This is a genomic window from Cupriavidus sp. 86D6 (genome assembly GCF_057815095.1).
In genome coordinates, this window is the sequence record NZ_JBYPSB010000006.1 from 395963 (window position 1) to 413486 (window position 17524).

Consider the following 17524-nt stretch of genomic DNA (forward strand, 5'->3'; position numbering starts at 1 on the left):
TCCACCTGAGCAACACATGGCAACCCTGCTTCACCTGAACGTCAGCCCGCGTGGCGACGCCTCCACCAGCCGCCGCGCGGGCCAGCTCGTGCGCGCCGAACTGGCTGCCCGACATGGCGAACTGACCGTGATCGAACGCGACCTGGGCGCCCAGCCGCTGCCGCCCATCGACGCGGCCTTTACCGACGCCAACATGGCGGTGGCCGCCGGCCGCACCGACGCCGATCCCGCCGCGCTGGCGCTCTCGGAAACGCTGATCGCCGAACTGCAGGCCGCCGACGTGGTGCTGATCACCACGCCAATGCACAACTTCACGGTGCCGGCATCGCTGAAGACGTGGATCGACCTGGTCGTCCGGACGGACCGCACGTTCGCCCGGACGCCGCAAGGCAAGCAGGGCCTGCTGCGCGATCGCCCGGTGCTGGCCGTGGTGTCGTGCGGTGGCCGGTTCTCGGACGATGCCGCGAGCCAGCGCGATTTTTTCAGCCCGTACCTGACCTATGTGCTGGAGACGATCGGGCTGAAGCAGGTAGAGATCCTGCGCATGGAAAGTACGTCGCGCGGCCCCGACCACGTGGCCCGGGCCTTCGACAAGCTGCAGTCCTGGTGCACCACCGTGGTGCCGGCGCTGCCGGTCGGGCGGTCGGGCCGCTAGCGCAGGGCGTCCGGGTCGGGCAGCGTCGCGTCGCCCGCCCCGAGCGGGCGCTGCATCAGCAGGGTGTCGATCCACTGGCCATGCTTGAGGCCGACCGATTCCAGCCGGCCAACGGTGCGGAACCCCAGGCGCTCATGCACGGCCACCGAGCCCGCGCCTTCGCCGCTGGACGTCAGCGCCACCACGGCCACCATCTGGCGCCACGGTCCGGTCTCGCAACGCGCGATCAGCTCGGCCAGCAGCGCGCGGCCCAGGCCTTCGCCGGTATGGCGGTGGTCGATATAGATCGAATCCTCGATCGCGAAGCGGTAGGCGCTGCGGGCACGGTAGCTGGACGCATAGGCGTACCCCAGGATCTCGCCATCGCGCTCGGCCACGATATAGGGCAGGCCCTTGCGCAAGACTTCGGCAAAGCGCATCCGCATGTCGTCGGGCGTGGGCGCGACCTCCTCGAACGAGGCACGCCCGTGCTGCACATGGTGGGCGTAGATGGCATGGATGGCGGGCACGTCGGCAGGGGTGGCATCTCGCAGGCTGAAGGGCTTGCGGACGGGCACGGCAGTGGTTTCGGGCAGCGCGGACACGGTTTCTCTAATTAGTGCAGGGCAGCCCCGGCACGGTGCCGGCGCCGCTGGAAGACGGGTGGTCATGCCCATGCAGGATGCATGCCCGCCACATCCCGTACCTTGGCGCGCCAGCGTGGTGCATGCGCGCGTCGCGGCGGTATAGTGCGGGATATTTGAACGCCCCCACAAGCGGGCAGGAGGAAGCCGCCATGATCACGATCTACCATAACCCCCGTTGCTCCAAGTCGCGCGAAACGCTGGCGCTGGTGGAGACCGCTGCGCAGCGGCTGGGCGAGCCGGTGGAGATCGTCGAATACCTGAAGTCGCCGCCCTCGCTGTCCACGCTGCGCCAGCTGCATACGATGCTGGGCGTGCCGGTGCGCGACATGATCCGCGACGGCGAGTCCGTCTACAAGGAACTGGATCTGGCCGATTCGGGCCTGACCGACGCCGAACTGCTGGCGGCCGTGGCTGACAACCCGATCCTGCTGCAGCGTCCGGTGGTGGTGCGCAACCGCCGCGCCGTCATCGGCCGCCCGCCGGAGAACGTGGCCCCGCTGCTGGCCTGATCCACGATGTTGCGGCGCACAAAATAGAACCGGCCTCCCCAGGGGAGGCCGGCCGGTCAGTTGGCGATTCGCTTCAGGCGAGTCGTCGTTTATTCAACACCCAGCCAGTGCATGGCCTCCTGACCGAAACTGATGCCTGCCAATACGACCAGCAGCACGATCGCGGTGACCGCGCTCACATAGATCAGCGCCTTGGCGACTTCGGCATCTTCCGTTGAGGAATGGAAATGCGAAACGACGTTGGTGCGCGCGTGGGAGCGATGCGGCCAATGCAGCCGGCCTGACAGGTCCTTGAGATGAAGGTCTGGATGGAAACGCATGGTCACACCTCCTGGGCATGCCGCCGCGCATCGGGGTCGGCCGTTCTCGTGGCCCCGCTGGGCCACCGCACACTTCCAATATAGGAGACGCCGCGCAATTGTGGTGCCCTTGCCGCCACTGGCGCCCGCCGATGGCCGCCGGCGCTGGTGGGCTAGCGCACCGATTTGCCCGGGCCGGACGATGGATGTGAGGCTTCGCTTTCGCTGCCGTCCGCGTCAGGCAGTGCATCAGGCGATGATGCAAGCGCCGCCAGACGCGCTTCGCGCGTGCGCAGTTCTGCGAGCATGTTGCAGAACAGGGCGCCTTGTTCCAGGGCATCGTCCAGCGCCACGTGGGTGTGCGGCAACGGGTCGTGCCAGTGCGCCGGGAAGGCTGCCTTGACCGACTTCCGGTACGGCCGGCCGGTCAGCGCGAAGCCCAGGGTCTTGATGTCCAGCGCGGCCCAGCCGAACGGCGAGCGGCCGGCAAAGCGCATCATGTACCAGAACATCCAGGTGAAATCGAACCCGGCCGGAAACGCGATGAACACCGGCTTGCCCGGCAGCTTCTCCACCCATTCGACGTAGCGGGGCAGCACGTCCTCGGGGCGCTCCAGGTCGCGCCGGCAAGCCGCCCAGGCGTCTGGCTGGGTTTTCCACCACTGCATCTGCACCGGATGGCCCGCCGCGCCCGGCAGGGTTTCCAGGTTGGCGGAGAACGTGCCGATCACGGTCTTGTCCGCCAGCATCGCGGCCGACGCGAACGACAGCATCGAATGCGGCCCCGGAATCGGGCCATCGGCCTCGACGTCGGTGCTGACGTAAATCTCCGGTCGCGTGTCGGGCGGCTGCTTCTTTGCCATGCGTCAGGCCACGTCGATCAGGTGATCGGCCACAAACGGGTTGTTGCGGCGTTCCTGGCCGAACGTCGATGCCGGGCCGTGGCCGGGCACGAAGGTCACGTCATCGCCCAGCGGCCAGAGCCGCGTGCGGATCGACCGGACCAGATCGGCGTGATTGCCGCGCGGAAAGTCGGTGCGGCCGATCGATCCGGCAAACAGCACGTCGCCCACGATGGCCAGCCGGTGCGCCCGCGAAAAGAACACCACGTGGCCCGGCGTATGGCCGGGGCAATGGTAGACCTCGAGCGTTTCGTTGCCGAACGTCACCGTGTCGCCATTCTCCAGCCAGCGGTCAGGTTCGAAGACTTCCGCTTGGCCAAAGCCGAAGCGGCGCGTCTGCTCGGGCAGTTGCTCGATCCAGAATCGCTCGTCTTCCTGCGGGCCTTCGATCGGCACGCCGTACTGACGCGCCAGCGCGGCGGCGCCTGCGCAGTGGTCCACGTGCCCATGGGTCAGGAAGATCTTCTCCAGCGTCACGCCCTGTTCGTTGATGGCCGCGGTGATGCGATTCAGGTCGCCCCCGGGATCGCAGACGGCGGCGCGCTGCGTGGCTTCATCGATCAGCAGCGAACAGTTCTGCTGGAAAGGCGTCACGGGGATCAGAAGGACTTTCATTTTTGTGATCGGTAAGCCTGTTCGGGCGGGTGCCTTCGAGGGGGTGAAGGGGGCCCGGAGGGTGGTCCATTGTAGCCGCCGAACACGCGCCCGACAGATGGTGAAACGTTTGAATCGGCGATGAGAGTCGTCTGAAAGTTGCGTTGTCTGCACCCGGATTTTGCGCCGCGGGAACGGCGCAATCCCTTGCCAGGCGGTGGATTGCGGGAAATTACGCGGCGTTGTAACAGATTTCGTAACAAAATCAAGGCACTAGCTTCAAACGACCAGTGTTAGACTGCGCGCCTATGTTCAGCCTGCCCCTTTCCCGTCCGGGGTCCGTGCGCGAGACAGCGCCCGGCTCCAACCGCTTCCTGCGTCAGTGCGCGATCCTCGTATCGGCGCTGGTGCTGGCTGCGTGCGCGACGCCGCCGGGCGGCGACACCGACAACGCATCGGGCACCACCGGCGCGCTGTCCACGAAGGCGGCCAAGCCGGCAAGACCCAGCGCCAATGTCGCGAAGACCGACGATCGCGGCAACTGGAACCTGTTCGGCTGGCAGGACGAGAATGCCCCGTCGCAGTCGTCGATCGACGGACTGCGCGCTGACATGGGGACGTTCGAGCAGCGTGGCACGGCATCGTGGTACGGCAAGGGCTTTCATGGCCGCAAGACGGCCAACGGCGAACGCTTCGACATGCGTGCCATGACGGCGGCGCACCCGTCGCTGCCGCTCGATAGCTGGGTGCTGGTGCGCAACCTGCGCAACAACAAGGTGGCCGTGGTCCGTATCAACGACCGTGGCCCGTACCACGGCAACCGGATTCTCGACCTGTCCTACGCCGCGGCCAAGCGCCTGAGCTTTGTCGACCACGGCGCCACGCAGGTGGAAATCCGCAGGCTGTCGCGTACCGAGGTGGCGGCGCTGGGTCCCAACCTGGAAGCGGGTGGCATGGAAGCCGGTGACGGCAGCGGCGCGGACGAGGTGCCCGACACCGCCAACACGCTGGTGCCGGCGAAATCGAAGGCCAGGGCCAGGTCCGGCAAGGCCGTGGTCAAGCACAAGCACAAGTAAGGCGATGCGCACCGGCCGGAACCCGATTCTCGCGCTCCCGACCCGCCGCCCGCCGCTTCCCTCGCAAGTAAGAAAATTCTCAAAAGGCACGATCTCCCCGATCGTGCCTTTTGTGCTTTCAGGCGTCGTTGTCGCCGTCGTCCGCCCCGTCCACCCCGTCCGCGCGTTGCGCCAGCGCCAGCTTGTACAGCGCGTCGGTCCTGGCGCCGGTCACGGCTGCCGCCAGCTTGGCGGCGCGCTTGGCCGGCAGCTCCGCCAGCAGGAGCTTCAGCACCCGCTGGGCCTCCGCGTCAGGGGTATCGGTGTCGCCGCCGTCGGCGCGGCCCGCGCCTTCCACCACCAGCACGAACTCCCCCTTGCCGCGCGTGGCTTCGGCGGCCAGCCAGGCGGGCGCTTCGGCCACCGTCAGCACCGGCGTTTCTTCAAACAGCTTGGTCAGTTCGCGTCCGATCAGCAGCCGCCGCGTGCCGGGCAGGCCGGCGGCCAGCGCGGCCAGGGTTTCGGCGATGCGGTGCGGAGCTTCGTAACACACCCACGCGTGATCGAGCGCCGCCAGCCCGGCGATGGCGTCCTGGCGGGCCTTGGGCTTGCCGGGCAGGAAGCCGACAAACGTGAAGCGGCCTTCGCCGGCCTCCAGCATGGCGCCGGCCACCGACAGCGCCGTCACGGCCGCGCTGGGGCCCGGCAGCGGCACCACGTTCAGGCCGGCTGCGCGCACGGCCTCGACGAGCCGGGCGCCGGGATCGGAAATGCCGGGCGTGCCGGCATCGGATACGTACGCAATGCGCTCGCCAGCCGACAGCCGTTCGACGATGCGCACGGCCGCCTCGCGTTCGTTGTGTTCATGGACGGCCACCAGCGGCCGCTGCAGCCCCACCCGGGACAGCAACTGGCCGGTGTTGCGCGTGTCTTCGCAGGCAATGGCATCGGCCAGGCCGAGCACGTGCAGCGCGCGCAGCGACAGGTCGGCGACGTTGCCGATGGGCGTGGCCACCACGTAAAGCGTGCCGGCGGGGTACGTCTGGCCGGCGGCCAGCTGGGTCCAGTCACTCATGCTTGAGAACTTCCGTTGAATCACTCATTCAAATCCACCACGCACGCCGACGTGCGTAGTACGACGCAACGCGGCGCGCTGGCCGAAGACCGCGCGCTGGCCTATCTTCAGCGGCAGGGGCTCGCGCCAGTCGTCCGCAATTATCGCTGCAAAGGCGGGGAGATCGACCTGATCATGCGTGCCGCCGACGGTACGCTGGTGTTCGTCGAGGTCAGGCAGCGCCGCAGCCGGGGGTTTGGCGGGGCGGCGCAGAGCGTGACGCCGGCCAAGCAGCGGCGCGTGCTGCATGCGGCGGCGCACTATCTGGCCACGCTGGACGGCGTACCGCCCTGCCGCATGGACGTGGTGGCCATGGACGCCGGCCGGATCGACTGGCTGCCCGGCGCGTTCGACCTCACGTCGGCCGATGGGAACAGCGGCGCGGGCGCTGCGTCATAATGCGCGGGATTGTGCAGATGTCACCAGACCATGAGTATTGAAAGTATCGAGCAGCATTTCCTGGACAGTGCCGACACCAAGCGGCTGGCCGCGACGCTGATGGCGCCGCATATCGATGCCGCCGTGGAGCGGATGGTGACGGCGCTGACCAGCGGCAACAAGATCCTGGTGTGCGGCAACGGCGGGTCTGCTGCCGACGCGCAGCACTTTGCCGCCGAACTGATCGGCCGCTTCGAGCGCGAGCGCCCGGGCCTGGCCGCCATCGCCCTGACTACCGACAGTTCGATCCTGACCGCCATCGGCAACGACTACGATTTCTCGGTGGTGTTTTCCAAGCAGGTGGAGGCGCTGGGCCAGCCCGGCGACATCCTGCTGGCGCTGTCCACGTCTGGCGATTCGGCCAACGTGGTGGCCGCCATCCAGGCCGCCCACCAGCGCGACATGGGCGTGGTGGCGCTGACCGGCAAGGGCGGCGGGCGGATTGCCACCCTGCTCGACGAATTCGATATCCACCTGTGCGTGCCCAGCGACCGCACGGCCCGCATCCAGGAAGTGCATCTGCTGACACTGCATTGCCTGTGCGACGGCATCGACGAAGCATTGCTGGGCGAAGCATGACGCCCGGGCAGACTGGACCGGCAAGTGTTATCCCGGGATATCCACAAGGCTGCCCACAATCTATGCACAGGAATCGCCATGTCTTCCACAGCCTTATCCACAGACATGGCAAAAACCTGAAACCGCAACCTGTTTCACGCATCCTTTCGGCATCCACCCAGAAACCAAGAACCGCATGACGAACGTGACCCATCCAAACAAGACCTCTCCCGCCCGCCTGGCCCGTACCGCTGTCACCGTGGCCGCACTGCTGGTGTCCGCCACGCAGCTGGCCGGCTGCTTCCCCGTACTGGCTGGCGCCGTGGGCACCGGCGTGGTGATGGCCACCGATCGCCGCCCGACCGGCACGCAGGCCATCGACCGCGGCCTGCAGGTGGAGATCGACAGCACGCTGGGCCAGCGTTACAGCGACAGCCAGGCGCGCGTGAGCACGACGGTGTTCAACCGCAAGGTGCTGCTGACCGGCGAAGCCGCGAACGCCCAGATCAAGCAGCAGATCGAGCAGTACGTGCGCGGGCTGCCGAACACGCGCGAGGTGGTCAACGAACTGGAAATCACGGCGTCGCCGGGTTTCATGACCCGTAGCAACGACACCTACCTGACCAGCAAGGTGAAAACGTTCCTGGTCACGGCCGATGGCGTGCCGGCCAATTCGATCAAGGTCACCACCGAGAAGAGCGTCGTGTACCTGATGGGCGTGGTCACCACGGCCGAGGGCGACAAGGCCACCGACGTGGCCCGCAACGCCAGCGGCGTGCAGAAGGTGGTCAAGGTGTTCGACTACGTGAGCGAAGCCGAGCGTGCGCGCCTGGATCAGGCCGCATCGTCGCAGAACGGCAACGCCGGCAGCGATGCCGTGGGGACGCCTGCGCCGGTGCAGACCGTGCCGGGCAGCCAGCCGAACGCGCCGGTCACGTCGGATGCGCCGGCGTCGATGGGCACCTCGGGCGCCACCACCAGCCCGGTGGCCGCCCCGGTATCGTCGCCGGTGGCGCTGCCGCCGGGACGAAATCTCCCCTGATCCTTTTAAGGAAAGTGCCATGACAACCCTGTCGCGATTCCCGATCTCCCTGCGTTGGATGGCCGGTGTCGCGGCCGGGCTGTGTGCCGCGCCGCTGCTGGCCCAGTCGCCGGCGGCGGCGCCGGCATCGGCATCCGCGCCTGCCCCGGCGCCTTCGGCACCGATGACCACCGGCCCCGCCGACGCGGGCAAGATGTCGATCGAGGTCCAGCGCGCGCGTACCGAGCAGGCACGCAACCAGGCGGCGTCGTGCGCCGTCTGCCATGGCCCGGACGGCCGCGCGCCCGCCGATAGTCCCGTTCCCGGCCTGGCTGGCCGCTCGCAGGCCGAACTGGTCGAGCTGATGCTCAACTTCAAGAACGGCAGGCGCCCCGGCACGGTGATGCCGCAGATTGCCAAGGGCTACAGCGACACCGAGATCATCGCCATTTCCGCGTGGTTCGCGGACCAGAAATAGACCGATGCACCGACGCTCCGTACTGAAGGCGGCGCTGGCCGCCACGGCCTTGGGCGGACTGACCGTGCGCCAGGCGCGCGCCGCCGCGCCGGCCAGGGTGGTGGTCATCGGCGGCGGCTACGGCGGCGCCACGGCGGCACGCTACCTGCGCACCTGGAGCCGCGGGGCGGTGGACGTGACGCTGGTGGAACCCGATGCCGCCTTCGTGTCGTGCCCGCTGTCGAACCTCGTCGTGGCCGGCTATCGCCAGATGGCCGATATCACGGTGCCTTACGATGCGCTGGTCAGGCGTCACGGCGTGAAGCACGTGCGCGATACGGCGACCGCCATCGACCTCGGCCGGCGCACCGTGCGGCTGGCCGGTGGCGCGACGCTGCCGTATGACCGGCTGGTCCTGTCGCCGGGCGTGGAAATGCAATCCGGCGCGATCGACGGCCTGTCGGCGCCCGGCGGCGAGCAGATCGTCCATGCCTGGAAGGCCGGTCCGCAGACCGATGTCCTGCGCCGGCAACTGGCGGCCATGCCGGACGGCGGCACCTTTGCCATCACCATTCCGCTGGCGCCCTACCGCTGCCCGCCGGGCCCCTACGAGCGCGCCTGCCTGGTGGCGGACTACCTGAAACAGCACAAGCCGCGCAGCAAGGTGCTGGTGTTCGATGCCAATCCCGATATCACGTCGAAGGGCGCGCTGTTCCGCCAGGTCTGGCAGACGCGCTACGCGGGCATGATCGAGTACCGGCCCCAGCACGACACGGTGGGCGTCGACCCGGCCACCCGTACCATCCGGTTCGATGTGCAGGACGACGAGCGCGTGGACGTGCTCAACCTGCTGCCGCCGCAGCGGGCCGGCGCCATCGCGGTCGCGGCCGGACTGGCCACCGCCAACGGCCGCTGGTGCGAGGTCGATTTCCTGACGATGGCGTCGCGGGTGGCGCCGGACATCCATGTGCTGGGCGACGCGGTCCAGATCGCGCCGCTGATGCCGAAATCGGGCACCATGGCCAACCAGCACGGCAAGGTGGCCGCCGCCGCCATCCTGCAGCTGCTGGCCGGGCGGGCGCCAGATCCGGTGCCGCTCTATACCAATACCTGCTACAGCTTCACGTCGTCGACCGAGGCCATCCACATCGCCAGCGTGCATCGCTACGACCCCGCCGAGCGGACGATGCTGACGGTGCCGGGATCGGGCGGGCTGTCCACGGCCCCGAGCGCTCTGGAAGGCCAGTACGGATTCGCATGGGCCCGCAGCGTCTGGGCCGACATGCTGGCGTAACGCAGCACAGCTCAGAACAGCAGGAGCGCAGAAGACCGGAAGGGACGCGGGCGCCACAAACAAACCGCAGGATCGTGCAATGCCTGGCCGGCGCGGGCTGCTACGCTAGTCGTGCCGAACGTCCATGCCCCCTGTCTGGCCACAACCAGGACGCGGCTTTCTCTCCACGATCATGCAAGCCAAAGACCGTCTGCTCGCCCTCGCCATCATCGTGGTGTGGGGTGTCAATTTCGTCGTCATCAAGGTGGGCCTGTCCGGCGTGCCCCCGATGCTGCTGGGTACGCTGCGGTTCAGCCTGGTGGTATTCCCGGCCATCTTCTTCATCCCGCGCCCGCGCATTCCGCTGCGCATGCTGGTGGCCTATGGTGCGTCGATCAGCCTGGGCCAGTTCGCGTTCCTGTTCTATGCGATGGCCGTGGGCATGCCGGCCGGGCTGGCGTCGCTGGTGCTGCAGTCGCAGGTGTTCTTCACGGTGGCCATTGCCGCGCTGTGGCTGGGCGAACCGCTGCGCTGGCACAACCTGGCCGGGATGGCGATTGCTGCCGGCGGGCTGGCATTGATCGGCAGCGCCGCCGCGCATGGTCCCGGCGGCATGACGGCGGCGGGCTTCCTGCTGACGCTGTGCGCGGCGCTGTGCTGGGCCACCGGCAATATCGTCAGCAAGAAGATCGGCCCCGTGGACCTGCTGGGCCTGGTGGTGTGGGGCGCGCTGATCCCCATCGTGCCGTTTGCGCTGCTGTCGCTCTGGTTCGAGGGGCCGGCGCGCATCGCCGACGCGCTGACCCATGTCTCGGGCAAGGCCGTGTTCGCGGTCGCCTACCTGGCGTTTGCCGCCACGCTCTTCGGCTACACGATGTGGGGCCGCCTGCTGACCCGCTACGCGGCCAGCAAGGTGGCACCGCTGACGCTGCTGGTGCCGGTGGTGGGACTGCTGTCGGCCCACCTGCTGCTGGGCGAAGACCTGGCGGCCGCGCAATGGGCCGGCGCCGTGGTGGTCATGGCCGGCCTGCTGCTGAACGTGTTCGGCAGCAGACTCTGGGCGGGCAGGACGCTGGCACGCCGATAGCGGCACCTGTAGATTCGGCGCCAGCCCATCCAAGGGTTAACCCTTAATAGGGCGACAATTCCCACCTGTTTTGTGCATATGGTTATCACTGTCGCGTCCGTATACGGGCTTTGACTTCAGGCAAAATAGCGGACTGGCCGCATATGCCCGGGAGCCCCCAACGATCACCGCAGGGCACTCCTGAGAAGCCCGCCCCAACGGCGGCCAGCACGCGCCGCGCCGTGGAGCAATCCGAGCGCGGGCATTTGCCGTCCCCACGGCTCTCATTCAGTTTGGAGCACAACACATGAAGCAGTTTGTCATCGCCGCCGCGCTGCTGGCCGCCGCCGCGTCCGCGCACGCCGCCGTCGACGCCGCCAAGGCCCAGGCCATCGCCAACAAGAACGCCTGCATGGGCTGCCACCAGGTGGACAAGAAGCTGGTTGGCCCGGCCTTCAAGGACGTGGCCGCCAAGTACAAGGGTGACAAGGACGCCCTGACCAAGTTGTCGGCCAAGGTGAAGAACGGCGGTTCGGGCGTCTGGGGCCCGGTGCCGATGCCGGCCAACGCCGCCGTCAGCGACGCCGATATCAAGACCGTGGTGGAGTGGGTTCTGGCCGGCGCACCGGCCAAGTAATCGGGGCTCTGGCCTGGGCGGGCGGCTGGCAGTGCCGGGCGCCCGCCACGTTTGACGTATTCGCAAGATGCATGCATGGGCCGGCGACGCACCGGCGCGGCAGGGGTCGACAGGAAACCGGGTAGTACGGGAACACAGCAAGATGAACGCAAAACGACGAGATGTACTGCGGATGACCGCCGTACTGTCGCTGATGGCCGCCACCGGCCTGATCAGCGAGGCACAGGCCGCGGAATGGAACAAGACTGCCTTTGACGGCAAGAGCGTGGCCGACGTGATCAAGGCACTGGGCGGCAGCGGCACCGAGAAGAGCAGCGCCATCACCTTCAACGCCCCGGACATCGCCGAAAACGGCGCCGTGGTGCCGGTGGCGGTGACCAGCAACATCCCGGATACCGAGCAGATCGCCATCCTGGTGGAAAAGAACCCGAACACGCTGGCCGCCGATTTCACGATCCCGGCCGGCACCGAGCCGTTCGTGTCCACGCGCGTGAAGATGGGCCAGACGTCGGTGGTGCATGCCGCGGTCAAGGCCGGCGGCAAGTGGTACGTCGCATCGAAGGAAATCAAGGTCACGCTGGGCGGCTGCGGCGGCTAGGCGCCGCCGGACCGTTGCACCGTTCGAGACCAGATTTCCAGATGACTGCTGACAGGAGAAACACATGGCAGACCCGATGCGCGTTCGCGCCACTGAAAACGGCGGCGTCGTAGACGTCAAGATTCTGATGAAGCACGACATGGAAACCGGCCAGCGCAAGGATTCGGCCGGCAAGACCATTCCGGCCTGGCATATCCAGACCGTGGTGGCATCGTGCAAGGGCAAGGAAGTGTTCCACGCCCAGTTCGGCGCGGCGGTGTCGAAGGACCCGTTCCTGAACTTCAAGTTCAAGGGCGGCGTCAAGGGCGACAAGGTCACCGTGACCTGGGTCGACAACCGCGGCGACAAGCGTACCGACGAAGCGACCATCGCCTGATGGCCTGAAACCGGCCTGATACGGGCGAAGGAGAAGCAGCATGCGTCGAGCATTCATTCGTGCCACGGCGGCCCTGGCCGCCATCGGACTGTCCGCCAGGGCGGGGGCCCAGCAGGCCCCGGCCGCCACGTCCGCGGCGTCGGGCAAGGGCCGCGTCAAGGTGGTGTACCAGCTGTCGGACGGTATCGACCAGGCCGTGCGCGCCATGTCGAACCTGCGCAACCACCTGAACGGGGCGCCCGACACGAAGATCGTGGTCGTGGCATTCGGCTATGGGGTGGACTTCCTGGTGGAAGGCGCCAAGGATGCGCGCGGCAACACGTTCGAGGCCGCGGTGGCGTCGCTGACGTCGTCGGGCGTGGAATTCCGCGCCTGCCGCAACACGCTGACCGCACGGCGCATCTCCGAGCAGAGCCTGCTGATGGACGCCAAGGTGGTGCCCGCGGGCGTGGTGGAAATCGCGCGCCTGCAGTTCGACGAAGGCTACGCCTACATCAAGCCGTGACGGACCGGGGCGGCCGCCGCGCATCGTCGCTGCCTGCCCGGGTTCACTGACAAGCCGTCCGGCAACGAGCCGCCGGACCCGCACAAGAAGGCCGTCCGTCCGCCAGCCATGCGGCGCGATGGCGAGGAGAATCCCCCAATGGTTACCGTGCGCAACATTCGCCGCCTGCGCCGCACCGTGGCCCCCGCGCTGGTGGCGCTGGGCGCCGTGGCGGCCGCCGTCACCGCGACGCTGTCCGGCCCCGCGCTGGCGCAGGACAACACCGCCGAGGAAATCGCCAAGTACCGGCAGATGCTGGCCGAAGGCAATCCCGCCGAACTGTGGGAAGCCGCTGGCGAGGAACTGTGGAAAAAGCCGGCCGGCCCGAAGAACGCATCGCTGGAGCAATGCGACCTGGGCAAGGGCCCGGGCGTGACCAAGGGGGCCTACGCCGAACTGCCACGCTACTTCAAGGACGCCAACAAGGTGATGGACCTGGAACAGCGCCTGGCGTACTGCCGCGTGACGCTGCAGGGCCTGACGCAGGAAGAGGCCACCAGGAACCCGTTTGCGTCGCAGGGCAAGCCGTCCGACATCGAGCGCCTGGCCGCCTTCCTGACCGGCGAATCGCGCGGCGTGACGATGAACGTCCAGCTGACGCACCCCGAGGAAAAGCGCGTCTACGCGCTGGGCCAGAAGATGTTCTTCTACCGTGCCGGCGCCTATGACTTTGCCTGCGCCACCTGCCACGCCGTGGACGGCCAGCGTATCCGCCTGCAGGACCTGCCGAACCTGATGACCCAGAAGGGCGCCCAGGCGGCGTACACCACCTGGCCCGCGTACCGCGTGTCGCAGGGCGAGGTCCGCACCATGCAGCACCGCCTGTACGACTGCCTGCGCCAACAGCGATTCCCCGAACCGGCCTACGGCTCGGACGTGATTACCGCCCTGACGATGTTCCTGGCGAAGAACGCCAACGGCGGCACGTACGACGGCCCGAACATGAAGCGCTGAGCACGGAGCAGAACAACATGAAGACACTCCATACGATGGCCGCCGCCGCGCTGGTGCTGCTGGCCGCCTCGGGCGCGCACGCGCAGACCGCCGCCAAGGGCGTCAGGGCCGACAAGTCCGTCAAGGTCACCGACGCCGACGTGCGCCAGATGATCGAATCGTCGTTCACGTCGAAGGGCCCGGCCACGGTCGAGGGCGTGATCCACCAGGACGCCACGCAGAAGGCCTGCAGCCAGTACCCGGATCGCCTGCACGTGCCCGCCGCCGTGGCGAAGAAGGTCGAGGCCGCCGAGCTGAAGCAGGTGAAGTACCCGGCCGACAACCACTTCATCGGCGACTGGAAGGAAGGCGAGAAGATCGCCCAGAACGGCCGTGGCATGCAGTTCTCGGATCAGGCGGGCGCGCCCAACGGTGCCAACTGCTACGCCTGCCACCAGCTGACCAAGGCGGAGATCTCGTTCGGCAATATCGGCCCGTCGCTCTACCAGTACGGCAAGCTGCGCGGCAATTCGCCGGACGTGGTGCGCTACACGTGGGGCAAGATCTGGGATTCGAACGCGTACAGCGCGTGCTCGAACATGCCACGCTTTGGCCACAAGGGCATCCTGACCGAACAGCAGATCCGCGACGTCATGGCGCTGTTGCTGGACCCGGCCTCGCCGGTCAACCAGTAAGGGCGGCATGATGCGGGCGTGGCGCGTGGCGATCATATGGCTGCTGGCTGTGCTGGGCATGGCCAGCGCGCTCGCCCATGCCGCCGAGGTGGGCGACACCATCCACCTGCCCGATGTCAGGCTGCTGGACGGCCGCACGGTGCCGGCCTCGCAATGGGCGGGCAAGCCGGTGGTGATCGAGTTCTGGGCGTCGTGGTGCCCGTTCTGCGCGCTGCAGAACCCGCGCCTGCAGGCGCTCTACGACAAGACGCGCGGCACGACCCTGCAGGTGCTGACCGTCAGCATCGACCGGCAGCCGCAGGAAGCCGCGGCGTACCTGAAGCAGCGCGGCCATACCTTCCCGGCCACGATGGATTCCGACGCGCTGCGCCGCGCCTTTGGCGCCCGCAAGGGCCTGCCCGAGCTGTACGTGCTGGATGGGCAAGGGCGTGTGGTGCAGAAGGAAGTCGGCGAGATGATCGACGACGACGTGGCCGCGCTGGCACGCTACGGCAAGCCCTGAGCCGGCACGCCGGCGATTCAACGGATAACAGCATGAACCGACGCGAGTTCCTGCAGGTGCTGGCCGTGGCCGGCGCCGGAGGCATGACATTCCCTGGCGGCGACGCCCAGGCGGCCCAGGCCGCCGCGCGGCTCTACGACGTGCCGCGCTTCGGCAACGTCCACCTGCTGCACTTCACCGATTGCCACGCGCAGTTGCGGCCCGTGCATTTCCGCGAGCCGAACGTGAACCTGGGCGTGGCCGAGTGGGCCGGCAAGCCGCCGCATCTGGTGGGCGACGCGTTCCTGCGCCAGTACGGCATCGCCCCGGGCAGCGCCACCGCGCATGCGTTCACCTATCTGGATTTCACGGAAGCGGCGCGCCGCTACGGCAAGGTCGGCGGGTTTGCCCATCTGTCGACGCTGATCCAGCGCATGAAGGCCAGCCGGCCCGGCGCGCTGCTGCTGGACGGCGGCGATACCTGGCAGGGATCGGCCACGGCGCTGTGGACCAGGGGGCAGGACATGGTCGATGCCGCGCTGCAGCTTGGCGTCGACGTGATGACGCCGCACTGGGAAATGACGCTCGGCGCCGATCGCGTGAAGCAGATCGTCGACAACGACTTCAAGGGCAAGGTGGCGTTCCTGGCCCAGAACGTGAAGACCAACGACTTCGGCGATCCGGTCTTCGATCCTTACGTGATTCGCGAGATGAATGGTGTGCCGGTGGCCATCATCGGCCAGGCGTTTCCGTACACGCCCATCGCCAACCCGCGCTACCTGGTGCCGGACTGGACCTTCGGCATCCAGGAAGAGAACCTGCAGCAGGTGATCGACGAAGTGCGCGGCAAGGGCGCCAAGGTGGTGGTGCTGCTGTCGCACAACGGCATGGATGTCGATTTGAAGCTGGCGTCGCGTGTGCGCGGGCTCGACGCCATCCTGGGCGGCCACACCCACGACGGCGTGCCGGCCCCGGTGCCGGTGAAGAACGCCGGCGGTGTCACGCTGGTGACCAATGCCGGGTCCAACGGCAAGTTCCTGGGCGTGCTGGACTTCGACGTGCGCAATGGCAAGGTGGCCGACTTCCGCTACAAGCTGCTGCCGGTCTTCGCCAATTACCTGCCGGCCGATCCGAAGATGAACGCGCTGATCCAGACGGTGCGCGCCCCCTACGAGAGCAAACTGGCCGAAGTGCTGGCCGTGAACCGCGGCCTGCTGTACCGGCGCGGCAACTTCAATGGCACCTTCGACCAGCTGATCCTGGATGGCCTGATGGCCGTGCAAGACGCCCAGATCGCATTTTCGCCAGGTTTCCGCTGGGGCACCACGCTGCTGCCCGGCCAGAACATCACGATGGAAGCCCTGATGGACCAGACCGCCATCACGTACCCGTACACCACCGTGACGCCGATGACCGGCGAGACGATCAAGACCATCCTCGAAGACGTGGCCGACAACCTGTTCAACCCCGATCCGTACTACCAGCAGGGCGGCGACATGGTGCGCGTGGGCGGCCTGCAATACACGATCGACCCCAACCAGCCAATCGGCAAACGCATCACCGACATACGCCTGGCCGGCCAGCCGCTGGACGCCAGCAAGACGTACAAGGTAGCCGGCTGGGCCCCGGTGTCCGAGGAAGCCCGCCAGACCGGCGGCGCCCCGATCTGGGACCTGATGGCCCAGTGGCTGCGCGCCACCAGGGAAGTTAGCGCCCGCCCACTGAACCTGCCCACGGTGCGCGGCATGGACGGCAATCCCGGCATGGCGGCGACCTGAAAAGCGCCAAAGTGTTGGTTCGATGCGATTGAAAGGCCGCTCGCGATTCGGCTACAATCAGTCGCGACGGGCCGATAGCTCAGCTGGGAGAGCGCTGCGTTCGCAATGCAGAGGTCGGGAGTTCGATCCTCCTTCGGTCCACCAGGATTTTCCTTGTAAAACAACGCACTACGTCGAAAGATGTGGTGCGTTGTTTTGCTTTGGGGGGCAGATTCTGAAGGCCAGCCTTGACTGGATATTCATCCGCTCGAGCAGTTTCGTATCGATCCGATTGTTCGCTGGAGCGCAATGCGTCCAAATGCTCGCTTGAATCGATTGGGTTTCGAAGGCGCAGGGTAAAACTGGCCTCATTTTCTTTAAGGACTATTGGCTGCGAAAGGGAGAAAGCAGTCCGACGGGCGATCACATTGATCTGTGGAATGGTGAACGGCTGACAGCGGTCTCCTGGCGGGGGCGCGTGACCAACTTCATGCGCTTCACGGTAGGCGCCGGAGCCCTCTGGTATTCGGATCTGGCGAATGCCAAAAGGATTCTGTTTTGGCAAATCTCATGAGAGGCCTTTTCCGTCTGGTGGCTGGAAGCATGGCCGGCGGACTTCTTGGCGGATTGGGCGGCCTCATTGCAGCACAGGCGGTGCCAATATGCGGCGAAGACTGCTTCGCATTTTCGGCCGGCCTCATCGTTGGCGGCGCCATCGCGGGGGTGTGCAGTTATCTCCTGACCTACACATTGGCCCTAGTCATCGGTTGGCGCCGATCCGCCGTTTTCTTTCTCGTATTTGCCGTTGTGATTGTCGGGGGGGCCAGATGGGCAACGCTACATCATTATTCGCGCGTACATGACCCGCAGGAATCGGCCGGTAAATGAGACGGCGCAGCCGAACCCCAAGAAATGCTACCGTTCCACCTATCGCCC

Annotated in this window: 24 protein-coding genes and 1 tRNA gene; 20 read left to right on the forward strand and 5 right to left on the reverse strand. The window is 67.0% G+C overall.

Annotated features, from left to right (window positions below; translation table 11 throughout):
* Positions 1 to 16 precede the first annotated feature (16 nt).
* Positions 17 to 655, forward strand: coding sequence for an FMN-dependent NADH-azoreductase (locus AC3G88_RS17320; protein WP_488771797.1), 639 nt, complete (start codon positions 17 to 19; stop codon positions 653 to 655).
* On the opposite strand, the gene AC3G88_RS17325 is transcribed toward AC3G88_RS17320, so the two are convergent.
* On the reverse strand, positions 652 to 1311 hold the full coding sequence (locus tag AC3G88_RS17325) for a GNAT family N-acetyltransferase (RefSeq protein WP_488893643.1): 660 nt from the start codon (positions 1309 to 1311) through the stop codon (positions 652 to 654). The two genes, AC3G88_RS17320 and AC3G88_RS17325, sit on opposite strands and share 4 nt — an antisense overlap.
* Before the next feature lie 119 nt (positions 1312 to 1430).
* On the opposite strand from AC3G88_RS17325, the gene arsC reads away from it, so the two are divergent.
* Positions 1431 to 1790 (forward strand): arsenate reductase (glutaredoxin), encoded by a 360-nt coding sequence (gene arsC, locus AC3G88_RS17330; RefSeq protein WP_153946390.1) that lies wholly within the window; start codon positions 1431 to 1433, stop codon positions 1788 to 1790.
* 89 nt (positions 1791 to 1879) lie between these two features.
* On the opposite strand, the gene AC3G88_RS17335 is transcribed toward arsC, so the two are convergent.
* The 3 genes from AC3G88_RS17335 to AC3G88_RS17345 all read right to left on the reverse strand — a co-directional run bounded on the left by AC3G88_RS17335 (position 1880) and on the right by AC3G88_RS17345 (position 3606).
* Complete coding sequence (locus AC3G88_RS17335) at positions 1880 to 2110, reverse strand: hypothetical protein (protein ID WP_153946391.1); 231 nt, start codon at positions 2108 to 2110, stop codon at positions 1880 to 1882.
* 152 nt (positions 2111 to 2262) lie between these two features.
* Complete coding sequence (locus AC3G88_RS17340) at positions 2263 to 2952, reverse strand: 3'-5' exonuclease family protein (protein WP_488771800.1); 690 nt, start codon at positions 2950 to 2952, stop codon at positions 2263 to 2265.
* A 3-nt stretch (positions 2953 to 2955) separates the two neighbouring features.
* Complete coding sequence (locus tag AC3G88_RS17345) at positions 2956 to 3606, reverse strand: MBL fold metallo-hydrolase (protein ID WP_488893644.1); 651 nt, start codon at positions 3604 to 3606, stop codon at positions 2956 to 2958.
* Between the two features lie 287 nt (positions 3607 to 3893).
* On the opposite strand from AC3G88_RS17345, the gene AC3G88_RS17350 reads away from it, so the two are divergent.
* Positions 3894 to 4661 (forward strand): septal ring lytic transglycosylase RlpA family protein, encoded by a 768-nt coding sequence (locus AC3G88_RS17350; RefSeq protein WP_487523414.1) that lies wholly within the window; start codon positions 3894 to 3896, stop codon positions 4659 to 4661.
* 118 nt (positions 4662 to 4779) lie between these two features.
* On the opposite strand, the gene rsmI is transcribed toward AC3G88_RS17350, so the two are convergent.
* Positions 4780 to 5715 carry a 16S rRNA (cytidine(1402)-2'-O)-methyltransferase gene (gene rsmI / locus AC3G88_RS17355; protein ID WP_488893645.1) on the reverse strand — a complete coding sequence of 312 codons (936 nt, stop codon included), beginning with the start codon at positions 5713 to 5715 and terminating at the stop codon, positions 4780 to 4782.
* A 15-nt stretch (positions 5716 to 5730) separates the two neighbouring features.
* On the opposite strand from rsmI, the gene AC3G88_RS17360 reads away from it, so the two are divergent.
* From AC3G88_RS17360 to AC3G88_RS17440, 17 genes are all read left to right on the forward strand, one after another.
* The gene (locus tag AC3G88_RS17360; protein ID WP_488893646.1) at positions 5731 to 6153 is read left to right on the forward strand and encodes a YraN family protein; all 423 of its coding nucleotides are present in this window, start codon (positions 5731 to 5733) and stop codon (positions 6151 to 6153) included.
* Positions 6154 to 6183: 30 nt separating this feature from the next.
* Positions 6184 to 6771 carry a phosphoheptose isomerase gene (locus AC3G88_RS17365; RefSeq protein WP_400396070.1) on the forward strand — a complete coding sequence of 196 codons (588 nt, stop codon included), beginning with the start codon at positions 6184 to 6186 and terminating at the stop codon, positions 6769 to 6771.
* A 175-nt stretch (positions 6772 to 6946) separates the two neighbouring features.
* Complete coding sequence (locus AC3G88_RS17370; RefSeq protein ID WP_488771806.1) at positions 6947 to 7792, forward strand: BON domain-containing protein; 846 nt, start codon at positions 6947 to 6949, stop codon at positions 7790 to 7792.
* A gap of 19 nt (positions 7793 to 7811) precedes the next feature.
* Complete coding sequence (locus AC3G88_RS17375; RefSeq protein WP_488893647.1) at positions 7812 to 8249, forward strand: c-type cytochrome; 438 nt, start codon at positions 7812 to 7814, stop codon at positions 8247 to 8249.
* 4 nt (positions 8250 to 8253) lie between these two features.
* Positions 8254 to 9522, forward strand: coding sequence for an NAD(P)/FAD-dependent oxidoreductase (locus AC3G88_RS17380; RefSeq protein WP_487523416.1), 1269 nt, complete (start codon positions 8254 to 8256; stop codon positions 9520 to 9522).
* Positions 9523 to 9694: 172 nt separating this feature from the next.
* Positions 9695 to 10588 carry an EamA family transporter gene (locus tag AC3G88_RS17385; RefSeq protein ID WP_488771809.1) on the forward strand — a complete coding sequence of 298 codons (894 nt, stop codon included), beginning with the start codon at positions 9695 to 9697 and terminating at the stop codon, positions 10586 to 10588.
* A 286-nt stretch (positions 10589 to 10874) separates the two neighbouring features.
* Complete coding sequence (locus AC3G88_RS17390) at positions 10875 to 11204, forward strand: c-type cytochrome (RefSeq protein ID WP_066736677.1); 330 nt, start codon at positions 10875 to 10877, stop codon at positions 11202 to 11204.
* A gap of 142 nt (positions 11205 to 11346) precedes the next feature.
* Positions 11347 to 11802 carry a thiosulfate oxidation carrier protein SoxY gene (gene soxY / locus AC3G88_RS17395; protein WP_066736675.1) on the forward strand — a complete coding sequence of 152 codons (456 nt, stop codon included), beginning with the start codon at positions 11347 to 11349 and terminating at the stop codon, positions 11800 to 11802.
* 64 nt (positions 11803 to 11866) lie between these two features.
* Positions 11867 to 12178: a thiosulfate oxidation carrier complex protein SoxZ gene (gene soxZ / locus AC3G88_RS17400; RefSeq protein WP_488771810.1), complete on the forward strand. Its 312-nt coding sequence runs from the start codon at positions 11867 to 11869 to the stop codon at positions 12176 to 12178.
* 40 nt (positions 12179 to 12218) lie between these two features.
* Positions 12219 to 12683, forward strand: coding sequence for a DsrE family protein (locus tag AC3G88_RS17405; protein WP_400394366.1), 465 nt, complete (start codon positions 12219 to 12221; stop codon positions 12681 to 12683).
* Between the two features lie 138 nt (positions 12684 to 12821).
* Complete coding sequence (gene soxA, locus AC3G88_RS17410; protein WP_400394365.1) at positions 12822 to 13676, forward strand: sulfur oxidation c-type cytochrome SoxA; 855 nt, start codon at positions 12822 to 12824, stop codon at positions 13674 to 13676.
* Between the two features lie 17 nt (positions 13677 to 13693).
* On the forward strand, positions 13694 to 14350 hold the full coding sequence (gene soxX / locus AC3G88_RS17415) for a sulfur oxidation c-type cytochrome SoxX (RefSeq protein ID WP_488893648.1): 657 nt from the start codon (positions 13694 to 13696) through the stop codon (positions 14348 to 14350).
* Between the two features lie 10 nt (positions 14351 to 14360).
* Positions 14361 to 14852 carry a TlpA disulfide reductase family protein gene (locus tag AC3G88_RS17420; RefSeq protein WP_488771868.1) on the forward strand — a complete coding sequence of 164 codons (492 nt, stop codon included), beginning with the start codon at positions 14361 to 14363 and terminating at the stop codon, positions 14850 to 14852.
* A gap of 32 nt (positions 14853 to 14884) precedes the next feature.
* Positions 14885 to 16609 (forward strand): thiosulfohydrolase SoxB, encoded by a 1725-nt coding sequence (gene soxB / locus AC3G88_RS17425; RefSeq protein WP_488893649.1) that lies wholly within the window; start codon positions 14885 to 14887, stop codon positions 16607 to 16609.
* 68 nt (positions 16610 to 16677) lie between these two features.
* Positions 16678 to 16753, forward strand: a tRNA-Ala gene (locus tag AC3G88_RS17430).
* 226 nt (positions 16754 to 16979) lie between these two features.
* Positions 16980 to 17162: a T6SS effector amidase Tae4 family protein gene (locus AC3G88_RS17435; protein WP_488893689.1), complete on the forward strand. Its 183-nt coding sequence runs from the start codon at positions 16980 to 16982 to the stop codon at positions 17160 to 17162.
* Entirely contained in the window at positions 17147 to 17476 is a 330-nt protein-coding gene (locus AC3G88_RS17440) for a hypothetical protein (protein WP_488893650.1), read from the forward strand. The genes AC3G88_RS17435 and AC3G88_RS17440 overlap by 16 nt, the downstream gene beginning before the upstream one ends.
* The last annotated feature ends 48 nt before the right edge of the window (positions 17477 to 17524 follow it).